Consider the following 20996-nt stretch of genomic DNA (forward strand, 5'->3'; position numbering starts at 1 on the left):
GTTGTGAATTAGTATTGAATAATATATTATTGAAGTTATACAGTGAAGAAAATAATGCTTGTCTTTGGCACACGTCCCGAAGCAATAAAGATGGCTCCTGTAGTGAAGGAGTTTCAAAAACATTTAGAAACTTTTCAAACAATTGTTTGCGTGACGGGTCAGCATAGAGAGATGCTGGATCAAGTGCTACGTATTTTCGATATTACCCCGCAATATGATCTAAACATAATGAAACAGGGGCAGGATTTGTATGATGTTACCTCAAGGGTATTGTTAGGGATGCGTGATATTCTTAAAGAGGTGAATCCCGATGTTGTCTTGGTGCATGGCGATACCACTACCTCTATGGCGGCTGCGTTAGCTGCTTTTTATCAGCAAATTCCTGTGGGGCATGTGGAAGCGGGATTGCGAACACATAATATTTACAGTCCTTGGCCAGAGGAGATGAATCGACAGATCACAGGACGTATTGCTACCTATAATTTTGCACCTACTTCACTCAGCCGGCAAAATTTGCTGCAGGAAGGGGTAAGTGAAGCAAGAATCAACATAACGGGAAATACGGTAATCGATGCCCTCTATTGGGTACTGAACCGTATCGGTAATGATTACGTGTTGGGTACTGAACTGGAGAAAGTGGTGCTGAAGGCAGGGTATGATATTCGGCGGTTGGTGGGAGGTAGACGGTTAGTACTTATCACTGGCCATCGCCGTGAAAATTTCGGAGATGGATTTATTAGTATGTGTCTGGCCATTAAACATCTCACGGAAACCTATTTGGATGTGGACTTTGTATATCCTATGCATCTCAATCCTCATGTGCGAAAGCCGATTCACGAGGTATTCGGTGAGGATTTGTCTGGCTTCGGAAACATGTTTTTCATTGAGCCGCTGGAGTACCTTTCGTTTGTTTATCTGATGGAGAGATCGACGATTGTTCTCACAGATAGTGGTGGTATTCAGGAAGAGGCACCGGGTTTGGGTAAACCTGTACTGGTGATGCGCGATACTACTGAACGTCCTGAAGCGTTGTCTGCAGGTACAGTGAAACTGGTGGGAACCGATTTCAATAAGATTGTAAACGAGGTATCTGTTTTACTTGATGATAATCAGGCTTATGAACGAATGAGTAAAGCTGTAAATCCTTATGGAGATGGTTTTGCTTGCAAAAGAATTGTGGAAACTTTGAATAACTCCAAAATATGATTATCTAACGAAGTACACTTGTTAGCTGTCATATTGTTTATAAAAATGATTGATAACTAATCTTTTACTTACTACACCTCCCCTTATTAAGTTTTCGTGTTGGGAGTTTTCTTGATACTCTGATTAACATTTAATATTTTCATAAATATCCTATTGATACTGGCAGTAATTGTTGTCAGCTCTTTTATTGGGGGTATTGTATTTTAACGTTATAGTTTCTTTTAAAAATAGATAAGTGTGATACCAAAGATAATCCATTATTGCTGGTTTGGCAGAGGTAAAATGCCAGAACTGGCATTGAAGTGTCTTGAGTCATGGAAGAAACATCTTCCGGACTATGTGATTAAAGAGTGGAATGAGGATAATTTCGATCTGGATGCGTATCCTTATGCCCGTGAAGCATACGACAATCGGAAATTTGCCTTTGTAACTGATATTGTGCGATTATATGCTTTATATCATGAAGGAGGTATTTATATGGACACGGATGTGGAAGTGTTGAAACCTTTGGACACTTTTCTAAAGTATGATGCGGTGTCGGGGTTTGAGTCAAAAACTCAAATTCCAACAGGTTTAATGGCGTGTCGTGAGGGGCATCCTTTGTTTAAAGAATTACTGGACGAATATGAGGGTATACACTTCAAACAGACGGATGGAAGTTTGGATTTTACTACAAATGTAGTTCGTATTACTAATGCTTGTTTGAAATACGGTTTGGTTCCGAATAACCGGTTTCAGACGGTGAATGGTTTTACTCTTTTTCCGAAGGAATATTTTTGTCCAAAATCTTATGATGACGGGAAAATCTATCTAACGGAAAATACAGTTGCTATACATCATTTCGCAGGCAGTTGGTTAACACCCAAGCAAAAGATTACAGAAAGAGTTGTAAGAATGATAGGCTATGATAACTTCGAGACCATAGTTCATTTGAAAAAGAAACTTTTCTCGCTTTTTAGTAAATAAACTTTGAGATATGATAGTTAATTCTGAATTTGTGCTTGTTTCTATTTTGGTACCGATATATAATGTTAGTAAATATATAGAACAATGTGCCGTTTCTTTGTTTGAGCAGACTTACGATAATATAGAGTATGTATTTGTAGATGATTGTTCGCCGGATGATAGTATAGCTTTGCTGAAAAAGGTAATGGAGCGGTATCCCAAGAGGAAGGATCAAGTGAAGATTGTGGCGCATGAGAAAAATGCAGGGCTATCTAATGCAAGAATTACGGGTATAAACAACTGTAGTGGTTTATATTTGCTGAATGTGGATAGTGATGATTATATTGAAAGGGATATGGTTGAAGTCATGATGAAGAAGGCCTTGGATTCAGATTCGGATATGGTTGTTTGTGATTTTAATTATGTTTTTATTGATAAGGTGAAGAGAATGAATAATGTGGTAGAAAACGATCGTCTCGAATATATAGCCAGTTTGATTACAAGACATTCTTCTGTCTGTGTATGGGGACGTTTGATAAAGAAGTCTCTCTATGTAGCCAATTCGGTTTATCCTATACCGGATTTGAACTATGCGGAAGACTACGTGGTAACACCACGTTTAGTGTTTTATGCCCATAATATAGTCAAAGTGGATAGAGCTCTCTATAATTATGTTCAATCAAATAGTATCTCTTATACTCATAATCTTAGTTCTATTTCTATCGGTAATGCAATTTTGGCGAATGATGTACTTTGCGATTTTTTTATTAAGCACGGATTACATGATAAACTTCCTTTACAGGAGTCTAAAGCAATCAATTTAGTGACTTTATTGTATGCTACACCTTTAAATCTATTATCTGAAGTAGAGTCAGCATGTGAAGGATTGGACTTACGAGATTTAAGAATATCCTTATTGCATAAGTGCCTTTTAGTATTGGCGCAAAGAAAATGTACAAGATTGCTCTATGGTATATTAAGCATAATTAATTTCATGAGAAATATTCTATAAGTCTGGTTTTATGAACATTCTCTGGTGTGAAAGACGTAACTTTAGATATTGGTTCTTTTGTACAGGCTGTTTTATGTGGCTACTGTTATTCGTAGCATTATTAAATGTCACTGACTTACTTCTTATAGGACAAATGGCTACTGTACATTTATCTGTAATGGCAGCACTACTATTAGTTCGTTCTTTTTGTGCCAGGAATCCTTTATATTTTATTTTCTTTAGCTTTATTTCGCTCTATGTTTTGCCTGCTAAATTATTTTTTTTTGACGGATTATATTTTTCTGCTTATCATCAGACATTTTCTTATTATACGGCAGGCTATACAACTTTAATTTTTTCTTTATTCTTATTGTTTGTAAACTTGTTTTTAATCATACCTCAAGGAACAACTAAGCAGATTCGATTTCGGAAAAATAATTGTATCTTTTGGATTCTTTATATTATTGCTTTCATAATAGTGTGCATGTGCAGGAGAAAAGGGAATATGTATGGAGGAGAAGAAGATGGAGGGTTATCTACATTGAATGAATATGTCATAATACTTTTCTTGATCTGCTTTATATATAGTTCCAATGAGAAATTGAAAAACAGAGCTTTATATTTTCTTTATGCCCTTTATGCATTCTTTGCTATTATTACTGGTGGCCGTATTGAATTGGTTCTTCTTTTTTTTCTGTTATTGGCAACAGTGTTACAGTATAAGTTTTCCTTCAAATTTTTATTCTTGTGTTTTCTGTTTGGAGTGTGGGGTATGACATTGTTTGGAAAAATCAGACATGATCCTGTTATACTTCTTCAACAGGATATAATTTCTATTATTTTTGATAATCGTGCAGTTGACTTAGGGATGCAGACTTCCAATGAAGGGGATGTGTATTGGGCTTCAGAAAGGTTGTTGTGTTTGATAGAAGATGGGAACCTTAATTTTTTTTCTCGCATAGAGGCTGCTGTTTGTTACTTTCTTTCTCCATTGGCTCCTTCTTCTTATTTTCCTGAGACTGCAAACCTCTCCACTTATAGAAGGGATTTAATGGATACTGGTGGTGGAAACTTGGCTCCTGTCAATTTCTTTGTTATGTTTGGTTTCTTGGGTACTGTATTCTTGGGGTATTTTGTCTCTCGTATGCTAAATATGCTTTCTAAGGATAACTGTAATCTGCCGAAAATCTATATTCTATTGATGGTAATTACGGTATCCCGTTGGTTTGCGTACAATCCAATACAATTGGTAAAATTATGTGTTTGGGGGATAGTTTGTTATTATTTAGTGATAAGCGTAGACTATACTGTGAAAAAATATCGTCAGAATTGCTGATAAAAGAAATTCTTTTTTCCTTTTATTTTTTATAAATTACAACGTATGCCAATACTTTTACAGATAAATACTGTCTGTAACTCCGGTTCAACCGGACGCATAGCGGAGGAGATCGCTAATTTTGTCATTCAAAAAGGATGGAAAAGCCATATTGCCTATGGTCGTGGGAAACAGCTAAGTGCCAGTATCACTTATCACATAGGTCGTGATCAGGATTTATTAATAAATGCATTTGCTGCAAGGCTTTTTGATAACGATGGATTTGTGAGACGAAAACCTACGGAACAGCTTGTAGAATATATAAAAGAAATAAAGCCGGATATAATACACTTTCATAACCTGCATGGATACTATTTAAATCTGGATGTTTTATTTAAATATTTAATCGCTTCACGTACTCCTGTAATCTGGACTTTGCATGACTGCTGGAGTTTTACAGGGCATTGTACTCATTTTGATTTTATCAATTGTACTCGTTGGATGACAGGTTGCTATTCATGTCCGGAGAAACACAGCTATCCTAAAAGCTTGTTATTGGATCGTTCGTTGGAGAATTATGCTCATAAGAAAGAGTTGATATCTCAGTTGAATATATTGAGAATAGTTGCCCCTTCATCGTGGTTAGCTAATTTAGTAAGGAGTTCCTTCTTGAAAATATTTCCGGTAGCAGTTATTAATAATGGTGTAAATCTGAAACAGTTCTATCCCCGATCGACCGGTGGACTACTTGAAAGATATAGATTGGGGAATAGAAAAGTCGTTTTAGGAGTTGCCAGTATATGGAATGAAAGAAAAGGATTGAAATACTTAGTTGGGCTAATAGATTATCTTCCCGCCGATGCTTACCAGATTATAATTATAGGTGTAACAAAAGCCCAAAAGAAACGACTTCCCCCGGAAATAATAGGTATTGAACGTACTGAAAGTATAGATGAACTGGCGCAGTTTTATTCGTTAGCCGATGTATATGTTAATCCTACATTAGAAGATAATTTTCCCACAACAAATCTTGAAGCATTAGCCTGCGGTACACCTGTCGTGACATTTAAGACGGGAGGGAGTGTTGAAGCAATTGGCAAAGAACACCTCTGTGGTGCTATAGTGGATGTGAAGTCTGTTCCTGCATTGGCTGATGCCGTGAAGTTAATAACAACGAAGGATATAGCCATACTAAAAAAGATGTGCATAGAAAGAGCTAATAAGTATTATAATGCTTCAGAACGTTTCAAGGAATACTTGAATATCTATGATGATATTCTTTGTAAGTAATATACTCATAATAAGGCAGTAATATTATAGAATGAAAATTTCTCTCATTACCGTTACTTTTAATAGTGGCGGAACTCTTCGTGATACTATTCAATCTGTTTTATCTCAGACCTATCCGGAAATTGAGTACATCATTGTAGATGGTTTATCTGAAGATAGTACCATAGATATAATAAAAGAATATGTCCCCTTGTTTCAAGGTCGGCTAAAGTGGATAAGTGAAAAGGATAATGGACTTTATGATGCCATGAATAAAGGCTTCAAGATGGCTACAGGTGAGATTGTCGGTATTATTAACTCCGATGACTTATTGACAGAATCCGGTGTAATAGGGAAAGTTATCGATTGCTTTAAGGATCACAAAGATATTGACTGTGTATATGCAGATCTGTATTATGTGTCACAGCATGATACTTCTAAAATAGTACGTCACTGGATCACAGGGAAACAGCGCTCATTTTCAAAAGGGTGGCATCCTGCACATCCGACTTTTTATGTAAAGCGAGATATATATTTAAAATATGGGATGTTTGATTTAAATTTTAAATTTGCTGCAGATTTTGAGTTGATGTTACGATTAGTTGAGAAAGAGCATATAAGGTTATTCTATTTACCGGAACCATTAGTGAGAATGCGTTTAGGGGGAACTACCAGTAAAAATCTGACCAATATACGAAAAGGGAATATTGAATGTTTGAATGCGTTTAGAAAGAATGGAATACCTGTAAGTGTTTTATATCCATTTTATCGTTTACTTCCTAAATTGAAACAATACTTTCAATAATCATTTTTCATGAAACTACTTTTTACAGGAGCTTCCGGCTTCCTGGGCAATAACATTTATCCTCTATTAAAAGATAATTATTCTATTGCTACTATCGGATTGGCTTTACAAGATAATTACTCCGTTAATTTAGCTATAGAAATACCTAATCTAACAGAAAAGTATGATATTGTTCTTCATGCTGCCGGTAAAGCCCATTCAATCCCTAAAACAGAGGAGGAGAAACTGGCTTTTTTTGATGTCAATTTACAAGGTACTAAGCATTTATGTACTGCCTTAGAAAGTAGTGGCGTACCCAAATCTTTCATTTTTGTCAGTACTGTTGCTGTTTATGGCTGTGATTATGGTGAGAATATAACAGAGGAACATCCTCTAAATGGAATGACACCTTATGCCTTAAGTAAAATACAAGCAGAGCAATATTTACAGGAGTGGTGTAATAAACATCATGTGACTTTAGGAATTATTCGCCCTTCATTGATTGCAGGGCCTAATCCTCCGGGAAACTTAGGTGCTATGATCAATGGGATACGTAATGGTAAATATTTCAGCATAGCTGGTAGTAAAGCCCGGAAAAGTGTTTTGATGGTGCAAGATATTGCGAATCTGATCCCATTATTAGCAGAGCAGGGTGGTATCTATAATGTTTGTGATACCTATCAGCCTACATTCCGGGAATTAGAATCCGTGATATGTAGGCAACTTGGTAAGTCAATGCCGCTTTCCATTCCGTATTGGTTGGCAAAAAGTATGGCTGTTGTCGGTGACTGTTTGGGAAGTAAAGCACCTATTAACTCTTTAAAAATGAATAAAATAACCAAATCTTTGACTTTTAGTAATGAGAAAGCAATGCGTGAATTGGGGTGGAAACCAATGAATGTATTGGAGAATTTTAAAATTGAATAGTTATGCTTTGGGGAGTTATAGGAGGTTTGCTTGCTCTTGTTATTTTAATCTTTAGTGGCCTCCAACTGTGGTTTTATCTGATTAATAAAAACGAATAATGTATTATTTAATAGTCTTAGTTCTGCTTTTCCTGGCAGAACTTTTTTATTTCCGTATTGCTGATAAATGTAATATCATTGACAAACCCAATGAGCGCAGTTCGCATACCCGGATCACTTTGCGGGGTGGGGGGATCATCTTCTATTTTGGCGTATTAGCCTATTTCTTCACGAACCATTTCGAATATCCCTGGTTCATGCTTGCCCTGACACTGATCACTTTTATTAGTTTTGTAGATGATATCCGTTCTACTTCTCAGGTATTGCGATTAGTGTTTCATTTCTCTGCTATGTCTTTGATGTTCTATCAGTGGGGACTGTTCTCTCTTCCTTGGTGGACAATCCTTGTAGCGCTAATAATATGTACCGGTATCATCAATGCTTATAACTTCATGGATGGAATCAATGGGATCACAGGCGGATACTCTCTGGTTGTTCTTGTGGCTTTTGCCTATATAAACAGAGAGATTGTTTCTTTTGTGGAACAAGAATTGATTGTTACTGTTCTTTGTTCCGTACTGGTTTTTAATTTCTTCAATTTCCGAAAGCATGCAAAATGCTTTGCCGGTGATGTAGGTTCTGTAAGTATAGCATTTATCGTTTTGTTCCTTATCGGTAAGCTGATAATCAAGACGGAGGATTTCAGTTGGATTGTACTGTTAGTTGTGTATGGAGTAGATAGTGTACTTACCATTATTCATCGCCTGATACTTCATGAGAATATAGGATTGCCGCATCGGAAACATCTGTATCAGATTATGGCAAATGAGCTAAAAGTACCTCATGTGGTAGTCTCTTCTGTATATATGGTGATACAAGCATTGGTAATAGTGGGTTATTTCTATTTCCAGGCGTATGGTTACTGGTATTTATTGAGCAGTATTTTAGTATTAAGTATTCTATATGTCTTGTTTATGTATAAATACTTTGATCTGCATTTTTCTTTCAACTAACTGATAATTATCTCTCTACAAACTTTCTGAGAGAAACAGCTTTACCTCCCTATTTTTCGTTTGCCATCCGATAATAAACCCTCATCTTTGCAATGTTGATCAACGAAACGTGTGAATGAAAAAAACGATTAGTAACATTAAAAAGAGGAGGTAATTATGCCTTTATTTTACAGAGCGGTGCAATCACCGATGGCCAACAAAGCGGGAGCTAAATTATGGCATCTTAATCTGGTTAAAACCGGAGTAACAGTAACTACTCAGCAATTGGCTGAGGTAATAGCAGAGAAATCATCCCTTACGCCGGGTGATGTGCAGAATGTGGTACGTAACCTGATGTCTGCAATGCGGGAACAACTTCTGAACAGCCGTACGGTACGTTTAGATGGCTTGGGTACGTTTACAATGAAAGCCCGTACGCAGGGCAGGGGAGTAGAGAGTGCCGATAAGGTAAATCCGAATCAGATAACAGCTTTGAAGTGCCAGTTTACGGCTGAGTATACTCGCCCGGCAGCTATTGGTACCACACGTGCTCTGTTGCAAGGTGTACAGTTTGTGCATGCTGATTTGCTGAAAAGTATGACCGACGGGGGAAACCCAGGCGGTGAGGGTGAGGGGGAAGACCCTTCTATTTAGTTGCAAGTTGAAAATTGAGAGTTGAAAGTTGGCTGCGCGGCACTTGATACGTTATTAAAATGAGAGAGAAATGAAAAAGACGATTTGGAATACGATTTTGAAAGTGGTTATAGCTGTGGCAAGTGCCTTGGCTGGTGTATTTGGCGGACAGGCTATGATGGCTTAGCGGACAAATAGATATAAATAAGAGATCGCCCGGTTCATTCTTAGGAGTGAATCGGGCGATTCTTATTTGCTATAAGTCCTTTAGTAATACCTTACTTGCTTTTTTATAATACTCTTCTCTTGATTCTACCAGTACCCTCCATTCATCACTGAACTCTTCTTCTTTGTCTATCTTGAAGTTCTCGGAACCATAGGTGTCAAGACGTTCGAGTAGTACAGCCACATTCAGCTGATTGATATCCATGGAAGGCTGATAAGCAATGTTTTCACTTTTCTGGTCAGTCACAACTTCGTGTATCAGATTGATTTCCTGCAACTGATACAAGGTTTGGTTGGTGAGTCGTATCGGAATCTGATGTTCGTCTGCCAGTTGTTCGGAGGTATATGGGGGCTCGTTTTGTTCAAAGCGTTTGGCTATAAGAGACATAATGAGGATAGAGATAAAGTCTCGGTAACGGCGGCTGATATTCTGGGTGTCTTTATCGAAACTAAAATTCCTTATGTTTTGTCCTGCAAAAGTCAGTTCTGCTCCAAACAAACAGATGGTCCAGGAGATTTGCAACCACAACAGGAACATCGGTAAGGCAGCAAAGCTGCCGTAGATGGCATTATAGCGCGATACCCATAACTGACTGCTGATGTATAGAAACTGGAATGCCTGATAAGCAGAACCGGCAAGGATTCCTGATATCAGGGCATGTTTGAACTTCACTTTTGTGTTGGGCATAAATATATAAAGCCCTGTAAACATAAACCAGGTGAGCACAAAGGGGATAAGCCGTATCAGAAACTTCATAATAGGAGCCAGCAAAACGAAATCTTCTATCTGCTTCAACATTGTACTCATGAAGATGGAAAGACCACCGGAAACAACAATAAGGATAGGCATCAGAAGAAACATAGAGAAATAGTCGGTGATTTTGCGATACATATTTCTCGCTTTCTTTACTCCCCAAATGCGGTTGAAGGTGATTTCGATGTTACTTACCAGATTGATTACCGTCCACAATAACATGATTAAACCCACTCCGATGAAAACTCCACCTTTGGTTTGCGACAAGTAAGAGTTTACAAACTCAAGAATGGTATCAGAGGTTTCGGTTGCACCTCCAAAACCGTTGCGGAACTGATGTTCCATTATTGTGGAAACACCAAATCCACGGGCAATGGCAAATACAATGGCAAGTATAGGCACAATGGCGAGCAATGTGCTATATGTCAGTGCAGAAGCTTTATTGACAATACGGTCTTTGGTGAAACGGTTGATGCAGAGATAAATGGTTTTGATGATATTGTAAACCGAGAATTTAGTTTTGGTTACCTCATCTTCCGTGATACGCCAGATGTCATAGGTGATAAATTTCCATATATCTGCTATTCTTTTATTCATGGCATTCAGTAGATTATAATTTAAAAAAAAGCAGTCGGCCTGTAAGCCGAGTTCTGTCCTTGTATAATCTTTAATTTATAATTATGAATTAAACAAGTGCCTGTCATTTATCTGAGTGACATGTCACCATGCCACTTTAGCGGTCTACCCTCCGACATGGAGCGAGCAACTCTCATAACGCCGGTATACATGACCTTACAACTCCCAAGACGTACAGCCCGACACGTCACCATGCGGCTGGTGGGCTTTTACTCCACCTTCTCACCCTTACCTTACTTTCCGAAGAAAGAGAGGCGGTTATTTTCTTCTACGTTACTCTACCCTCACGGACAGCTTTCTGTTAGGAAGTGGGATGCTCTGTGTTGCCCGGACTTTCCTCCTGTGCCGAAACACACGCGACAGACCAGCCAACTGCTTTAGGGGGGCAAAAGTACGTCATTTATTTCTTTTATGCTAAAAAATAAACACAAACTTCTTCTTTATTGTTCGTGCAATCCCTATCTTTGCTTTTAGAATGGAGTCAGTAGTTAGTAGTTAGAATCCTTTCGGTATGACAACGCTAATATGCTGCACAGATTCTAACTACTATCTACCAACTACTAATTTCAATTATGCTTCAATGAAAATGCGTATCTTTTTTTTCAGCCTGTTATGGTTTATAGTGACAGGCATAAAAGCTCAGGACATTCCGTCCGTACCTGCCGATTCGGCTTATGGTGTTGTTAGTGTATCTGTTTGTAATATGCGTGCTGAGGGTAAATTTACCTCTGGTATGACTACGCAGGCTTTGCTGGGGATGCCGGTAAAGGTATTACAATATACAGGCTGGTATGAGATACAAACGCCTGACGATTATACCGGATGGGTGCATCGGATGGTTATCAGCCCGATGTCTAAAGAGAAGTACGATGAATGGAACCGGACAGAGAAGATAGTAGTAACGGCACATTATGGATTTACGTATGAAAAGCCCAATGAACATTCTCAGACAGTCTCGGATGTTGTGGCAGGCAATCGTCTGAAGTGGGAGGGGAGTAAAGGACATTTTTATAAGGTCTCTTATCCTGATGGCAGACAGGCATATGTTTCAAAGTCGATAGCAAAGCCCGAAAAAGAATGGCGTTCAGAGTTGAAGCAAGATGCAGGGAGTATTATTCGTACAGCTTATACGATGATGGGAGTTCCGTATTTATGGGCGGGTACTTCTTCTAAAGGGATGGATTGTAGTGGTTTGGTGCGTACTGTACTTTTTATGCATGATATTATTATTCCCCGGGATGCTTCGCAACAAGCATATATAGGGCAACATATTGATATAGCACCTGATTTTAGTAATGTGGAGCCGGGTGATCTTGTTTTCTTTGGACGGCAGGCTACGGCTGAGAAAAAAGAGTCTGTTTCGCACGTCGGTATATATATAGGTGATAAAAGGTTTATCCATGCTTTGGGGGATGTGCATATCAGTAGTTTTAATCAGGCAGATAAGGAGTATGATGCATTTAATGCCGGGCGATTGCTTTTCGCTGTCCGTTTTCTACCTTTTATAAATAAGGAGGCGGAATTGAATACAACACTTACAAACCCCTACTATAAAAAGAATTAGCATGCAAAATAGAAGAGATTTTCTGAAGACTGCCGCCCTGGCGGCTATAGGTTCCGGTCTGATTGTGAACAATACTTTTGCGGAAGCTTCTCATCCTGCTTCTTTTTCCATAAACCGGTTGGGAAAGGGTGGAAAGATGAAAATGAAGTTTTTTCCTTATGAATTAAAACTGAAGCATGTGTTTACGGTAGCTTCCTTTTCGCGTACTACGACTCCTGATGTGCAAGTGGAGATAGAATATGAAGGGGTGACCGGATATGGTGAAGCTTCCATGCCTCCCTATTTGGGGCAAACAGTGGATAGTGTGATGAAGTTTCTGAGTAAGGTTAATCTGGAACAGTTTGATGATCCGTTTGAACTGGAAGATATTCTGGCTTATGTTGATAGTTTGAGTCCGGGCGATACGGCAGCAAAAGCGGCGGTAGATATTGCTTTGCATGATCTGGTAGGAAAGCTGTTGGGAGCTCCCTGGTATAAGATATGGGGATTAAATAGAGAAAAGACACCTTCTACTACGTTTACTATTGGTATTGATACGCCGGAGGTGGTACGTGAAAAGACACTTGAGGTGGCCGGACAATTTAATATACTGAAGGTAAAACTGGGACGTGAAAATGATAAGGAGATGATTCGGACAATTCGTTCGGTCAGTACGCTCCCGATAGCTATCGATGCTAATCAGGGTTGGAAAGATAAATATTATGCGCTCGATATGATTCATTGGTTGAAAGAACAGGGAATTGTGATGATTGAGCAACCCATGCCTAAAGAACAGTTGGAAGACATTGCCTGGGTCACTCAGCAGAGTCCGTTACCGGTGTTTGCTGATGAATCTTTGCAGCGTCTTAGTGATGTGGCTGCTTTAAAAGGTGCTTTCACCGGAATCAATATAAAGCTGATGAAATGTACCGGAATGCGTGAGGCATGGAAAATGGTGACTTTAGCGCGTGCACTGGATATGAAAGTAATGGTAGGGTGTATGACCGAGACATCTTGTGCCATATCTGCTGCTGCGCAATTTTCTCCGGCCGTTGATTTTGCTGATTTGGATGGTAATTTACTTATCTCCAATGATCGTTTTAAGGGAGTGGAGGTATTAAAAGGCAAAATTACGCTCAATAACTTACCAGGAATTGGAGTCACACTGTCAGTCTGACAGGTACTAATGTGGCAATAAAATAATGTGCTAATTTGAATAATATGCCAATGTGCCAATTGCCATGCGGTATGCCACAGCGCAGCCAATTGGTATATTGGCACATTGGCATATTGGCACATTATTTAGCATATTATCCAAATTGTTTTTCTGCCATGTTAAAAGCCTTGTCATGTAACGAATGCAAATTTGTCAGTGTCCGTCGTTAAGCGCTGTTAATCAGTAAATATTCTCTGTTAAAAGAGGACAAAAAAGAGTGACAAGTGGAATAAGTGAATGATTTTTGTCGTTATTTTAACGTCATAAAGTTAAAACGAATTAGAATATTAACATTTTAAAGAATAAACAAAGAGTAGTATGAAACAGACAACAAAAAACATTCTTGGAGTAGGAGCCATCGTTCTTCTGAGTTCAGGAGTTGCAGGTTTAACAACCTATAAAATGATGCAGACAGGAGATAGCGACAAGCAGGCGTCATTTAATGAGGTGTTCCAACAGAATCCTGATGTGAAACTGGCTGCTTTTGATGCAATCAATGCGCAACCGGTAGACTTGACACAGGCGGCAGAGAATTCGCTTCATGCTGTAGTACATATAAAGTCCACTCAACAATCAAAAACTCAGACTGTTCAGGGAGCACCTGATATTTTTGACTTCTTCTTTGGTGATGGCGGCGGACGTCAGCGCCGGGTACAGACACCGGAGCGTGTAGGTTTTGGTTCGGGAGTTATCATCTCTAAAGATGGATATATTGTAACCAACAATCACGTGATTGATGGTGCGGATGAAATAGCGGTGAAGTTGAATGACAATCGCGAATTTAAAGGCCGTATCATTGGTACAGATCCGAGTACTGACCTTGCATTGGTGAAAATAGAATCAGACGATGATCTGCCTACTATTCCGGTAGGCGATTCGGAAGCACTGAAAGTAGGTGAGTGGGTACTCGCTGTAGGTAATCCGTTCAATCTGAACTCTACTGTAACGGCAGGTATTGTAAGTGCAAAAGCCCGTACGCTGGGTGTTTACAATGGTGGTATTGAATCTTTTATTCAGACGGATGCTGCTATCAACCAGGGTAACAGTGGTGGTGCACTGGTAAATGCAAAAGGAGAATTGGTAGGTATTAACTCTGTGCTTTCGTCACCTACAGGTGCATATGCCGGATATGGTTTTGCTATACCAACCAGTATTATGAAAAAGGTGGTTGCCGACTTGAAAGAGTTTGGAACCGTACAGCGTGCTATGTTGGGTATCGCAGGAGCTTCATTGGGAAGCAGCATAATGGAAGACCAGCAACCTATAGACAAGTCGGGTACTACGCTTCGTGATAAAGCGAAAGAGTTTGGTGTAGTAGACGGAGTTTGGGTACGTGAAATTACTGAAGGTGGTTCGGCATCCGGTGCAGATATTAAAGTAGACGATGTGATCATTGGTATTGACGGTAAGAAGGTTCACAACTTTGCTGACTTGCAGGAAGCACTTGCAAAACATCGTCCGGGTGATAAGATTACTGTGAAGTTGATTCGCGATAAAAAAGAAAAGAGCGTGGCAGTGACTTTGAAGAATGAGCAAGGTACTACAAAGGTGATAAAGAATGCCGGAATGGAAATTTTAGGTGCAGCCTTTAGAGAACTCCCTGCTGATTTGAAGAAGCAACTCAACTTAGGATATGGTGTAGAGGTAACAGGTGTTTCCAATGGTAAGATGAAAGATGCAGGTATCCGTAAAGGATTCATCATTCTGAAAGCTAACGGACAGCAGATACGTAAAGTGAGCGATCTGGAAGAGGTACTGAAAGCAGCAACCAAATCACCGGATCAGGTATTATTCCTCACAGGTATGTTCCCATCAGGAAAACGTGCTAATTACGCTGTAGACCTGACTCAGGAATAGTTTATTAATTGAAAATTGAAAGTTGAAAATTGAAAGTTACTATGTAGTGTATAGCGCAGCCAACTTTCAACTTTCAACTTTCAACTTTCAACTTTCAATTTTCAACTTTCAACTAAAAAAAGGATGCCGGTATACAACTTGTCGGCATCTCTTTTTGTTTATACAGATAATAATAATGGTGAAAAAGTTTCGTTAAGATAGTTAGTTAACAAATTATTTGTCGTAACTTTGCACTCCAAATCTGTTTTATAAGAATGAGACAACTAAAGATTACCAAAAGTATCACTAACAGAGAGAGCGCTTCTCTTGATAAGTATTTGCAGGAAATCGGTCGCGAAGACCTCATTACTGTAGAGGAAGAGGTAGAGCTCGCTCAGCGTATTCGTAAGGGTGACCGTGTAGCGTTAGAAAAATTGACACGTGCCAATCTGCGTTTCGTCGTATCTGTAGCCAAACAGTACCAGAACCAGGGTTTGAGTTTGCCTGACTTGATTAATGAAGGCAATTTAGGACTGATTAAGGCTGCCGAAAAGTTTGATGAAACACGTGGATTCAAGTTTATCAGTTATGCTGTATGGTGGATTCGTCAGTCTATTCTGCAAGCATTGGCAGAACAGTCACGTATCGTTCGCCTTCCCTTGAATCAGGTAGGTTCACTGAATAAAATCAGTAAAGCTTTCTCTAAATTCGAGCAGGAAAACGAGCGCCGGCCATCTCCGGAAGAGTTGGCAGACGAATTGGAAATCCCGGTTGATAAAATCTCTGATACGTTAAAAGTGTCTGGCCGTCATATTTCGGTAGATGCGCCTTTCGTTGAAGGAGAAGATAACAGCTTGCTGGATGTGCTGGTGAATGACGATTCGCCTATGGCGGACCGCTCTCTGGTTAATGAGTCTCTTGCGAGGGAAATTGATAGAGCTCTTTCTACGTTAACCGATAGAGAAAAAGAAATCATACAGATGTTTTTCGGTATCGGACAACAGGAAATGACATTAGAAGAAATCGGCGATAAGTTTGGTCTCACACGTGAGCGCGTTCGTCAGATAAAAGAAAAAGCAATCAGAAGATTAAGACAAAGTAATCGTAGTAAATTGCTCAAATCGTACTTGGGATAAGACGATATATCAGTTTTCGACAATTAAGGTATTAGTCGTGTAAGTTGAAGTGTTTAGGATAACTAAAAACGGACTTGCACGACTTTTTTGTATTTTTGTAAGAAAAATGTCCGTTTTTTTTAGACCTTCTTAATTTAAAAGAAAGATGTATGATTAAGTTGATCCGTTTTTTATTGATCTTGTTTTTAGCATTCTCTTTTTGTTTTTGGGGATGGGGAAAGTATACGAAAGAAGGCGGCACTCTTATTTCTGAAAAACAAGAGCGTTTGAAGGAGAAAGCAGACTCTGCAAAGGTATATTGTGTGAAAAACGGTTTGAATACAAACTATTGCTTTTTGGTTGATTTTAGTATTCATTCTGGTAAAAAACGATTTTTTGTCTGGGACTTTAAAGGCGATTCGATTTTGTGTGCCAGTCTTTGTGCTCATGGATATGGGAAGAATAGTACAGTCTCCAATCCTGTGTTTAGTAATATAGAAGGGAGTTATTGCTCTTCTTTGGGGCGCTACAAAGTCGGTGTCCGGTCATACAGCAAATGGGGGATTAATGTTCATTATAAACTGCATGGTCTGGAGGCAACCAATAATAATGCTTTCAAACGTGTGGTTGTTTTGCATTCCTATGATCTTATACCTGTCGTTGAGATTTATCCGGCACATCTTCCTTTAGGTATGAGCCAGGGTTGTCCTGTGATAGCCAATGATGTGATGCGGCGTGTTGACAAGTTGCTTAAAGATGAAAAAAAGCCATTATTGTTGTGGGTGTATCAGTAATGATGCCATTTCTTTGTCATTAATAAGAGATATTTCCCCTTTTTTGTTACCTTTGCCGCAATAAAACAGTTAAGATATGAAATACGTAAAAATACTATTTGCAATAGCACTGGTGTTTACTTTGTGCTCAGCGTTTTCAATTAAGAAAGGTTCTCATAAGCCTGTGTATGCTTTTGGCGTTTCTGCTTCATTTACAGATACTGTGGTGTACTATACGGATATTCAGTTGATTGATAGTGTTCATCTTGATAAGAATGGTTTTTTGCCACATCGTGAATTGTACAGCTATCAGTTTAAAAACTTTTTAGAACTGGATATGAATCAGCCTAACAGGACTTGTATGATTTATTTTTCGGATAGTAAGAAGAAACTCGATAAAGAAGCTTTGAAAATACTGGGAAAGTATAAGAAGAATAAAGCGGTGGCTTTGCAAAAGATTGATCCTGAAAAATTCAGGTTCACTAAACCGGAAGAATAGTTAAGATGTTAATATATAAGAGATGCAATGTTTGTATCTCTTATTTTTTTATCTTTGTGGGTAATATATTAAGAAACAGAGCATACTATAATTATGAGAATTACCATATTATCTTTATTGGTTTCATTTTTTATTTTGACTTTTACGGCATGTCGTGATGACAACGAAGCTCCGGAGGCGGAGAAGCGATCACGTACAGTATTGGTATATATGGTAGCGCAAAACAACTTGAGCTCTTTTGCCGAAGCAGACTTTAATGAAATGCTTGAAGGAATGAAGTCTGTGGATGATCAGAATAATAACTTGATCATTTATTGGGATGATAAAGATTCAAAACCGCGTTTAATTCGCCTATACAAGGATAAGAATGGTACGGTAAAACAAGAGAGGCTTCAGGATTATGCGGAACAGAATTCTGTAGATACTGAAATAATGAAAAGTATTTTAAATCAGGTCTATTCGGAATATCCGGCTGATAGTTATGGATTGGTGCTATGGTCACATGCTGATGGCTGGGCTCCTTATCCGGGAGTTAAATCCAGGTCATTTGGAGATGATGGCGGGAATTCAATGAATATTGCAGACCTTCGTAAAGTGCTTGAGGGTACCCGGTACCTGAATTTTGTCTTTTTTGATGCTTGCTTTATGCAAGCGGCAGAAGTTGCTTATGAGTTGCGTCAATATACAGATTATATAGTGGGTTCTCCTACTGAAATTCCGGCTCCGGGAGCTCCTTATCAGGTTGTAGTGCCTGCTATGTTTGAAGATGAAGATGCGGCAAAAAAGATTGCTGAAACATATTATACAAACTATGCAAACACGTATAATGCGGAGATACGGGAAGGGGAGTATAGCCCATGGAAAGACCGTAATTATCTTACTAATATTTGGGTTGCAGGGGTTTCGTCTGCAGTGGTAGATTGTAGTAAGCTTGAAGCGCTTGCCACTGTCACGGGAGAGCTTGTCTCAAAATATGTGGACGCATCGATCACTTCTGATAATGTATATTGCTATGATAAGAGAAAAGGGTATTCATATGATTACAATAACTCTAAACTCTATTATGATTTTGCTGATTTTATGAAAAAGATCACGGGTGACAATGATGAATATAAAATTTGGGAGCAGTTTTTTAAAGAAGCTGTTCCCTACTATTATACTACTCCAAAAAACTTTTCAGATTGGGTAGGGGCCTTTGATATGACTGGAACATGTGGCTTGTCTATCTTTATACCTCGTAGTTCAAGTCCGAAGTTAAATGAATTTTATCGTGATTATCAGTGGTATAACGATGCGGGCTGGGTGAATACTGGCTGGTAAGGTAGTATTGCATCTTGGTTGATTTTTAGACAATGCATAATTATTGTTTCTTGGCTATTATATTTGTTTTAAATCCGCTATACAAGAAGTGTTTTCGTTTTAATATGTGTAGAATCGCTAAAACTCCCGTTGCAATACCTATTTTGTAATGTAGCAGTCCTGTTGGCGAATTGGCTCCATCGACGAATAGTAGCAATAGTATGCCTGTAATAATAACCAATGCAAAGGTTATGGAGAAAAGTAACACAACCTTTTTTTTACCTTTACAGCCTGTCGTTTTTAATCCTTTATACCAGCCCCAATGGCTTTTGATGTGTACAATTCCGAATATAGAAATAACAGGCTGGCGATTGTGTGAAACACAGTCCAATTGTGCCATATTTCATGGTTGGCATGATGGCCTGCGATGTGTAGTTTTATTCCTGTGTATAACGATAAAATAAATAAGGGAATCAATATTAAATCCGTAAAGTAAATAAATCTCTTTCTATTCATTGTTCCTTTTTGGTTGCAAAGTTACAATGCGTTGTTAAATGGAAAAATAGACAATATAAGGTAAAGATTGCACTATTCAAGGTATTTCTTTCTATATGAGGTAGGACTTAGGCCTGTTGCTTTCGTAAATAAACGCGTGAAATAAGCATAATCATCAAAACCTAAATTAATAGCGATCTCTTTTATATTTAGAGAGGTATATATTAGCATTCGTTTTGCTCTCAACATAAGTTCAATTTGAATATATTTGCTTACACTGATTCCGGCAATGCTTTTAATAGCTTCGTTTAAATATACCGGAGATATATGTAACGATTTTGCATAGTGAGATATTCTCTTTTCTACGTGTAGTTCTTTGGAAAGTAGTTCTTTGAAAGCTAATGTGATTTCTATATGTCTTTTATTTTTAGATTGTTGTCGGATAATTCCTTGTATGGTTTCTGTTATTATCCCTACGGCAGCACGTGCTAGGTTTTGTATAATATGTTTTGATTTATTGTTCCCCGAATCGTTTATTCTGTGGAGAATGATGGCGAATAATTGTTCTAATTCAAAGCGTTGTTGATCGGTTATTTTGAATGGCGTCAGAGATAGAGCATATTCGGCAAGTATTTGTTTTGTCTCTGAGTCTATGAATACACTGTCAATAAACAAAAGAAATGTTTTTGCGTCGCCTGCATTGGTAACATGATGCACTTGATGGGGCTGGGTACATATTATTTCACTTTCTGATAAATGATAATTCTTAAAATCAATACTGACGCTGCACTTTCCGCTATCCACCATACCGAATATATAATAATCATCCTGATGAATATAGTTAATAGGCGATTTTGATGAAAAAGGGGAGACCTCTTTCAGGTATATTCCGAAATCAGATTGTTGAACGACTTTGTGTATTGGGATAGTTGGCATTTGATCTTTTTTTGCAAAGTTAATAAAAGCAACTGATAACTCTCCAAAACAATGTTAAGTATAACAGTAGATGAATGAGAAAGAATAAGCAACTATTTTTTATCTGTGGAAATCTATATTTCAATTTTTTGCTCGCACGCGTATACGCATGCGCGTATATATTATAATGTGTTCCTCTTTTTCTCTTTCTTTCCCTGTTTCTTTTTTTATGTTTTACAACACCTTTGCAAATCAGCGTCTTACAAAAAAGATTTCTTTTTATTCTAAAATAATTCCTGATATATTTTGCTTATATTGTAAAAAGGTCTACTTTTGCATCCGCTTAGCCAGAGGAGCTAAGTTATTAAGCTTGACATGATTGAAAGCGCGGATTACCGGCTAAGTTATTAAACAAAAAAACTTCCAAAAAGATTTGGTTTCAATGTTTAAAAGTTCTTATCTTTGCAGTCCGATTCGCAAATAGAAGGCGTTTTTTCTTTGCAGGTTTTTCTCCTTTCGCAAGAGAGCTGTTAGATAATCCTCGGAAAAAAAAACTAAAAAAAACTTCCAGAAACATTTGGTAGTTATAA

General features: G+C 38.3%; 21 protein-coding genes and 1 other RNA gene. 17 read left to right on the forward strand and 5 right to left on the reverse strand.

The window, feature by feature from the left end:
- Positions 1-42: 42 nt before the first annotated feature.
- The 10 genes from wecB to K8P02_RS05645 all read left to right on the forward strand — a co-directional run bounded on the left by wecB (position 43) and on the right by K8P02_RS05645 (position 9287).
- Positions 43-1206: a non-hydrolyzing UDP-N-acetylglucosamine 2-epimerase gene (gene wecB / locus K8P02_RS05600; RefSeq protein ID WP_025868261.1), complete on the forward strand. Its 1164-nt coding sequence runs from the start codon at positions 43-45 to the stop codon at positions 1204-1206.
- Positions 1207-1443: 237 nt separating this feature from the next.
- Positions 1444-2172 (forward strand): glycosyltransferase family 32 protein, encoded by a 729-nt coding sequence (locus K8P02_RS05605; RefSeq protein WP_025868260.1) that lies wholly within the window; start codon positions 1444-1446, stop codon positions 2170-2172.
- A gap of 10 nt (positions 2173-2182) precedes the next feature.
- Positions 2183-3163: a glycosyltransferase family 2 protein gene (locus K8P02_RS05610; RefSeq protein ID WP_025868259.1), complete on the forward strand. Its 981-nt coding sequence runs from the start codon at positions 2183-2185 to the stop codon at positions 3161-3163.
- 10 nt (positions 3164-3173) lie between these two features.
- Complete coding sequence (locus K8P02_RS05615) at positions 3174-4478, forward strand: hypothetical protein (RefSeq protein ID WP_223382105.1); 1305 nt, start codon at positions 3174-3176, stop codon at positions 4476-4478.
- Between the two features lie 45 nt (positions 4479-4523).
- Complete coding sequence (locus tag K8P02_RS05620; RefSeq protein WP_025868256.1) at positions 4524-5747, forward strand: glycosyltransferase; 1224 nt, start codon at positions 4524-4526, stop codon at positions 5745-5747.
- Between the two features lie 31 nt (positions 5748-5778).
- Positions 5779-6531 carry a glycosyltransferase family 2 protein gene (locus K8P02_RS05625; RefSeq protein ID WP_025868255.1) on the forward strand — a complete coding sequence of 251 codons (753 nt, stop codon included), beginning with the start codon at positions 5779-5781 and terminating at the stop codon, positions 6529-6531.
- A gap of 9 nt (positions 6532-6540) precedes the next feature.
- Entirely contained in the window at positions 6541-7437 is an 897-nt protein-coding gene (locus K8P02_RS05630; RefSeq protein WP_223382107.1) for an NAD-dependent epimerase/dehydratase family protein, read from the forward strand.
- Between the two features lie 97 nt (positions 7438-7534).
- Positions 7535-8488 (forward strand): MraY family glycosyltransferase, encoded by a 954-nt coding sequence (locus tag K8P02_RS05635; protein WP_223382109.1) that lies wholly within the window; start codon positions 7535-7537, stop codon positions 8486-8488.
- A 156-nt stretch (positions 8489-8644) separates the two neighbouring features.
- Positions 8645-9121: an HU family DNA-binding protein gene (locus tag K8P02_RS05640; protein ID WP_025868236.1), complete on the forward strand. Its 477-nt coding sequence runs from the start codon at positions 8645-8647 to the stop codon at positions 9119-9121.
- A gap of 70 nt (positions 9122-9191) precedes the next feature.
- On the forward strand, positions 9192-9287 hold the full coding sequence (locus K8P02_RS05645) for a smalltalk protein (RefSeq protein ID WP_002560793.1): 96 nt from the start codon (positions 9192-9194) through the stop codon (positions 9285-9287).
- Between the two features lie 69 nt (positions 9288-9356).
- On the opposite strand, the gene K8P02_RS05650 is transcribed toward K8P02_RS05645, so the two are convergent.
- Positions 9357-10676, reverse strand: a complete 1320-nt coding sequence (locus tag K8P02_RS05650) for a YihY/virulence factor BrkB family protein (protein ID WP_002561585.1) — start codon at positions 10674-10676, stop codon at positions 9357-9359.
- 26 nt (positions 10677-10702) lie between these two features.
- Positions 10703-11091: RNase P RNA component class A (gene rnpB, locus K8P02_RS05655), an RNA gene on the reverse strand.
- A gap of 204 nt (positions 11092-11295) precedes the next feature.
- Here rnpB and K8P02_RS05660 point away from each other — a divergent pair.
- The 7 genes from K8P02_RS05660 (at position 11296) to K8P02_RS05690 (ending at position 19017) form a co-directional block, all read left to right on the forward strand.
- Positions 11296-12279 (forward strand): C40 family peptidase, encoded by a 984-nt coding sequence (locus tag K8P02_RS05660; protein ID WP_025868237.1) that lies wholly within the window; start codon positions 11296-11298, stop codon positions 12277-12279.
- A 1-nt stretch (position 12280) separates the two neighbouring features.
- Positions 12281-13435 (forward strand): dipeptide epimerase, encoded by a 1155-nt coding sequence (locus K8P02_RS05665; RefSeq protein WP_025868238.1) that lies wholly within the window; start codon positions 12281-12283, stop codon positions 13433-13435.
- Positions 13436-13792: 357 nt separating this feature from the next.
- A complete protein-coding gene (locus K8P02_RS05670) occupies positions 13793-15331 on the forward strand; it encodes a Do family serine endopeptidase (RefSeq protein WP_025868239.1) in 1539 nt (512 codons plus the stop codon).
- A gap of 254 nt (positions 15332-15585) precedes the next feature.
- Positions 15586-16446, forward strand: a complete 861-nt coding sequence (locus K8P02_RS05675) for a sigma-70 family RNA polymerase sigma factor (RefSeq protein ID WP_002561589.1) — start codon at positions 15586-15588, stop codon at positions 16444-16446.
- A 149-nt stretch (positions 16447-16595) separates the two neighbouring features.
- Positions 16596-17219 (forward strand): murein L,D-transpeptidase catalytic domain-containing protein, encoded by a 624-nt coding sequence (locus tag K8P02_RS05680; RefSeq protein ID WP_122200571.1) that lies wholly within the window; start codon positions 16596-16598, stop codon positions 17217-17219.
- Positions 17220-17295: 76 nt separating this feature from the next.
- A complete protein-coding gene (locus tag K8P02_RS05685; protein WP_002561591.1) occupies positions 17296-17697 on the forward strand; it encodes a hypothetical protein in 402 nt (133 codons plus the stop codon).
- A 93-nt stretch (positions 17698-17790) separates the two neighbouring features.
- Positions 17791-19017, forward strand: a complete 1227-nt coding sequence (locus tag K8P02_RS05690) for a clostripain-related cysteine peptidase (protein ID WP_044158590.1) — start codon at positions 17791-17793, stop codon at positions 19015-19017.
- Positions 19018-19057: 40 nt separating this feature from the next.
- Here the strand turns inward: K8P02_RS05690 and K8P02_RS05695 are convergent, their stop codons facing one another.
- From K8P02_RS05695 to K8P02_RS05700, 3 genes are all read right to left on the reverse strand, one after another.
- Complete coding sequence (locus K8P02_RS05695; RefSeq protein WP_310592591.1) at positions 19058-19396, reverse strand: hypothetical protein; 339 nt, start codon at positions 19394-19396, stop codon at positions 19058-19060.
- Positions 19297-19512, reverse strand: coding sequence for a DUF4405 domain-containing protein (locus K8P02_RS21890; RefSeq protein WP_326979458.1), 216 nt, complete (start codon positions 19510-19512; stop codon positions 19297-19299). Before K8P02_RS21890 ends, K8P02_RS05695 begins: the two co-directional genes overlap by 100 nt.
- A 72-nt stretch (positions 19513-19584) precedes the next feature.
- The gene (locus K8P02_RS05700) at positions 19585-20427 is read right to left on the reverse strand and encodes an AraC family transcriptional regulator (protein WP_025868241.1); all 843 of its coding nucleotides are present in this window, start codon (positions 20425-20427) and stop codon (positions 19585-19587) included.
- Positions 20428-20996: the final 569 nt, after the last annotated feature.

Origin of the sequence: Bacteroides nordii (genome assembly GCF_019930665.1) — a bacterium.
Taxonomy (GTDB): Bacteria; Bacteroidota; Bacteroidia; order Bacteroidales; family Bacteroidaceae; genus Bacteroides; species Bacteroides nordii.

Excerpts from the sequence above, each read along its gene's own strand:
- K8P02_RS05640 (WP_025868236.1), top strand. The coding sequence starts at position 8,645 with ATGCCTTTATTTTACAGAGCGGTGCAATCACCGATGGCCAACAAAGCG.
- K8P02_RS21890 (WP_326979458.1), bottom strand. The coding sequence starts at position 19,512 with ATGAATAGAAAGAGATTTATTTACTTTACGGATTTAATATTGATTCCC.
- K8P02_RS05625 (WP_025868255.1), top strand. The coding sequence starts at position 5,779 with ATGAAAATTTCTCTCATTACCGTTACTTTTAATAGTGGCGGAACTCTT.
- K8P02_RS05660 (WP_025868237.1), top strand. The coding sequence starts at position 11,296 with ATGAAAATGCGTATCTTTTTTTTCAGCCTGTTATGGTTTATAGTGACA.
- K8P02_RS05620 (WP_025868256.1), top strand. The coding sequence starts at position 4,524 with ATGCCAATACTTTTACAGATAAATACTGTCTGTAACTCCGGTTCAACC.
- K8P02_RS05675 (WP_002561589.1), top strand. The coding sequence starts at position 15,586 with ATGAGACAACTAAAGATTACCAAAAGTATCACTAACAGAGAGAGCGCT.
- K8P02_RS05670 (WP_025868239.1), top strand. The coding sequence starts at position 13,793 with ATGAAACAGACAACAAAAAACATTCTTGGAGTAGGAGCCATCGTTCTT.
- K8P02_RS05685 (WP_002561591.1), top strand. The coding sequence starts at position 17,296 with ATGAAATACGTAAAAATACTATTTGCAATAGCACTGGTGTTTACTTTG.
- K8P02_RS05615 (WP_223382105.1), top strand. The coding sequence starts at position 3,174 with ATGAACATTCTCTGGTGTGAAAGACGTAACTTTAGATATTGGTTCTTT.
- K8P02_RS05650 (WP_002561585.1), bottom strand. The coding sequence starts at position 10,676 with ATGAATAAAAGAATAGCAGATATATGGAAATTTATCACCTATGACATC.
- K8P02_RS05695 (WP_310592591.1), bottom strand. The coding sequence starts at position 19,396 with ATGGCACAATTGGACTGTGTTTCACACAATCGCCAGCCTGTTATTTCT.
- K8P02_RS05630 (WP_223382107.1), top strand. The coding sequence starts at position 6,541 with ATGAAACTACTTTTTACAGGAGCTTCCGGCTTCCTGGGCAATAACATT.
- K8P02_RS05610 (WP_025868259.1), top strand. The coding sequence starts at position 2,183 with ATGATAGTTAATTCTGAATTTGTGCTTGTTTCTATTTTGGTACCGATA.
- K8P02_RS05680 (WP_122200571.1), top strand. The coding sequence starts at position 16,596 with ATGATTAAGTTGATCCGTTTTTTATTGATCTTGTTTTTAGCATTCTCT.
- K8P02_RS05665 (WP_025868238.1), top strand. The coding sequence starts at position 12,281 with ATGCAAAATAGAAGAGATTTTCTGAAGACTGCCGCCCTGGCGGCTATA.
- K8P02_RS05635 (WP_223382109.1), top strand. The coding sequence starts at position 7,535 with ATGTATTATTTAATAGTCTTAGTTCTGCTTTTCCTGGCAGAACTTTTT.
- K8P02_RS05690 (WP_044158590.1), top strand. The coding sequence starts at position 17,791 with ATGAGAATTACCATATTATCTTTATTGGTTTCATTTTTTATTTTGACT.
- K8P02_RS05700 (WP_025868241.1), bottom strand. The coding sequence starts at position 20,427 with ATGCCAACTATCCCAATACACAAAGTCGTTCAACAATCTGATTTCGGA.
- K8P02_RS05645 (WP_002560793.1), top strand. The coding sequence starts at position 9,192 with ATGAAAAAGACGATTTGGAATACGATTTTGAAAGTGGTTATAGCTGTG.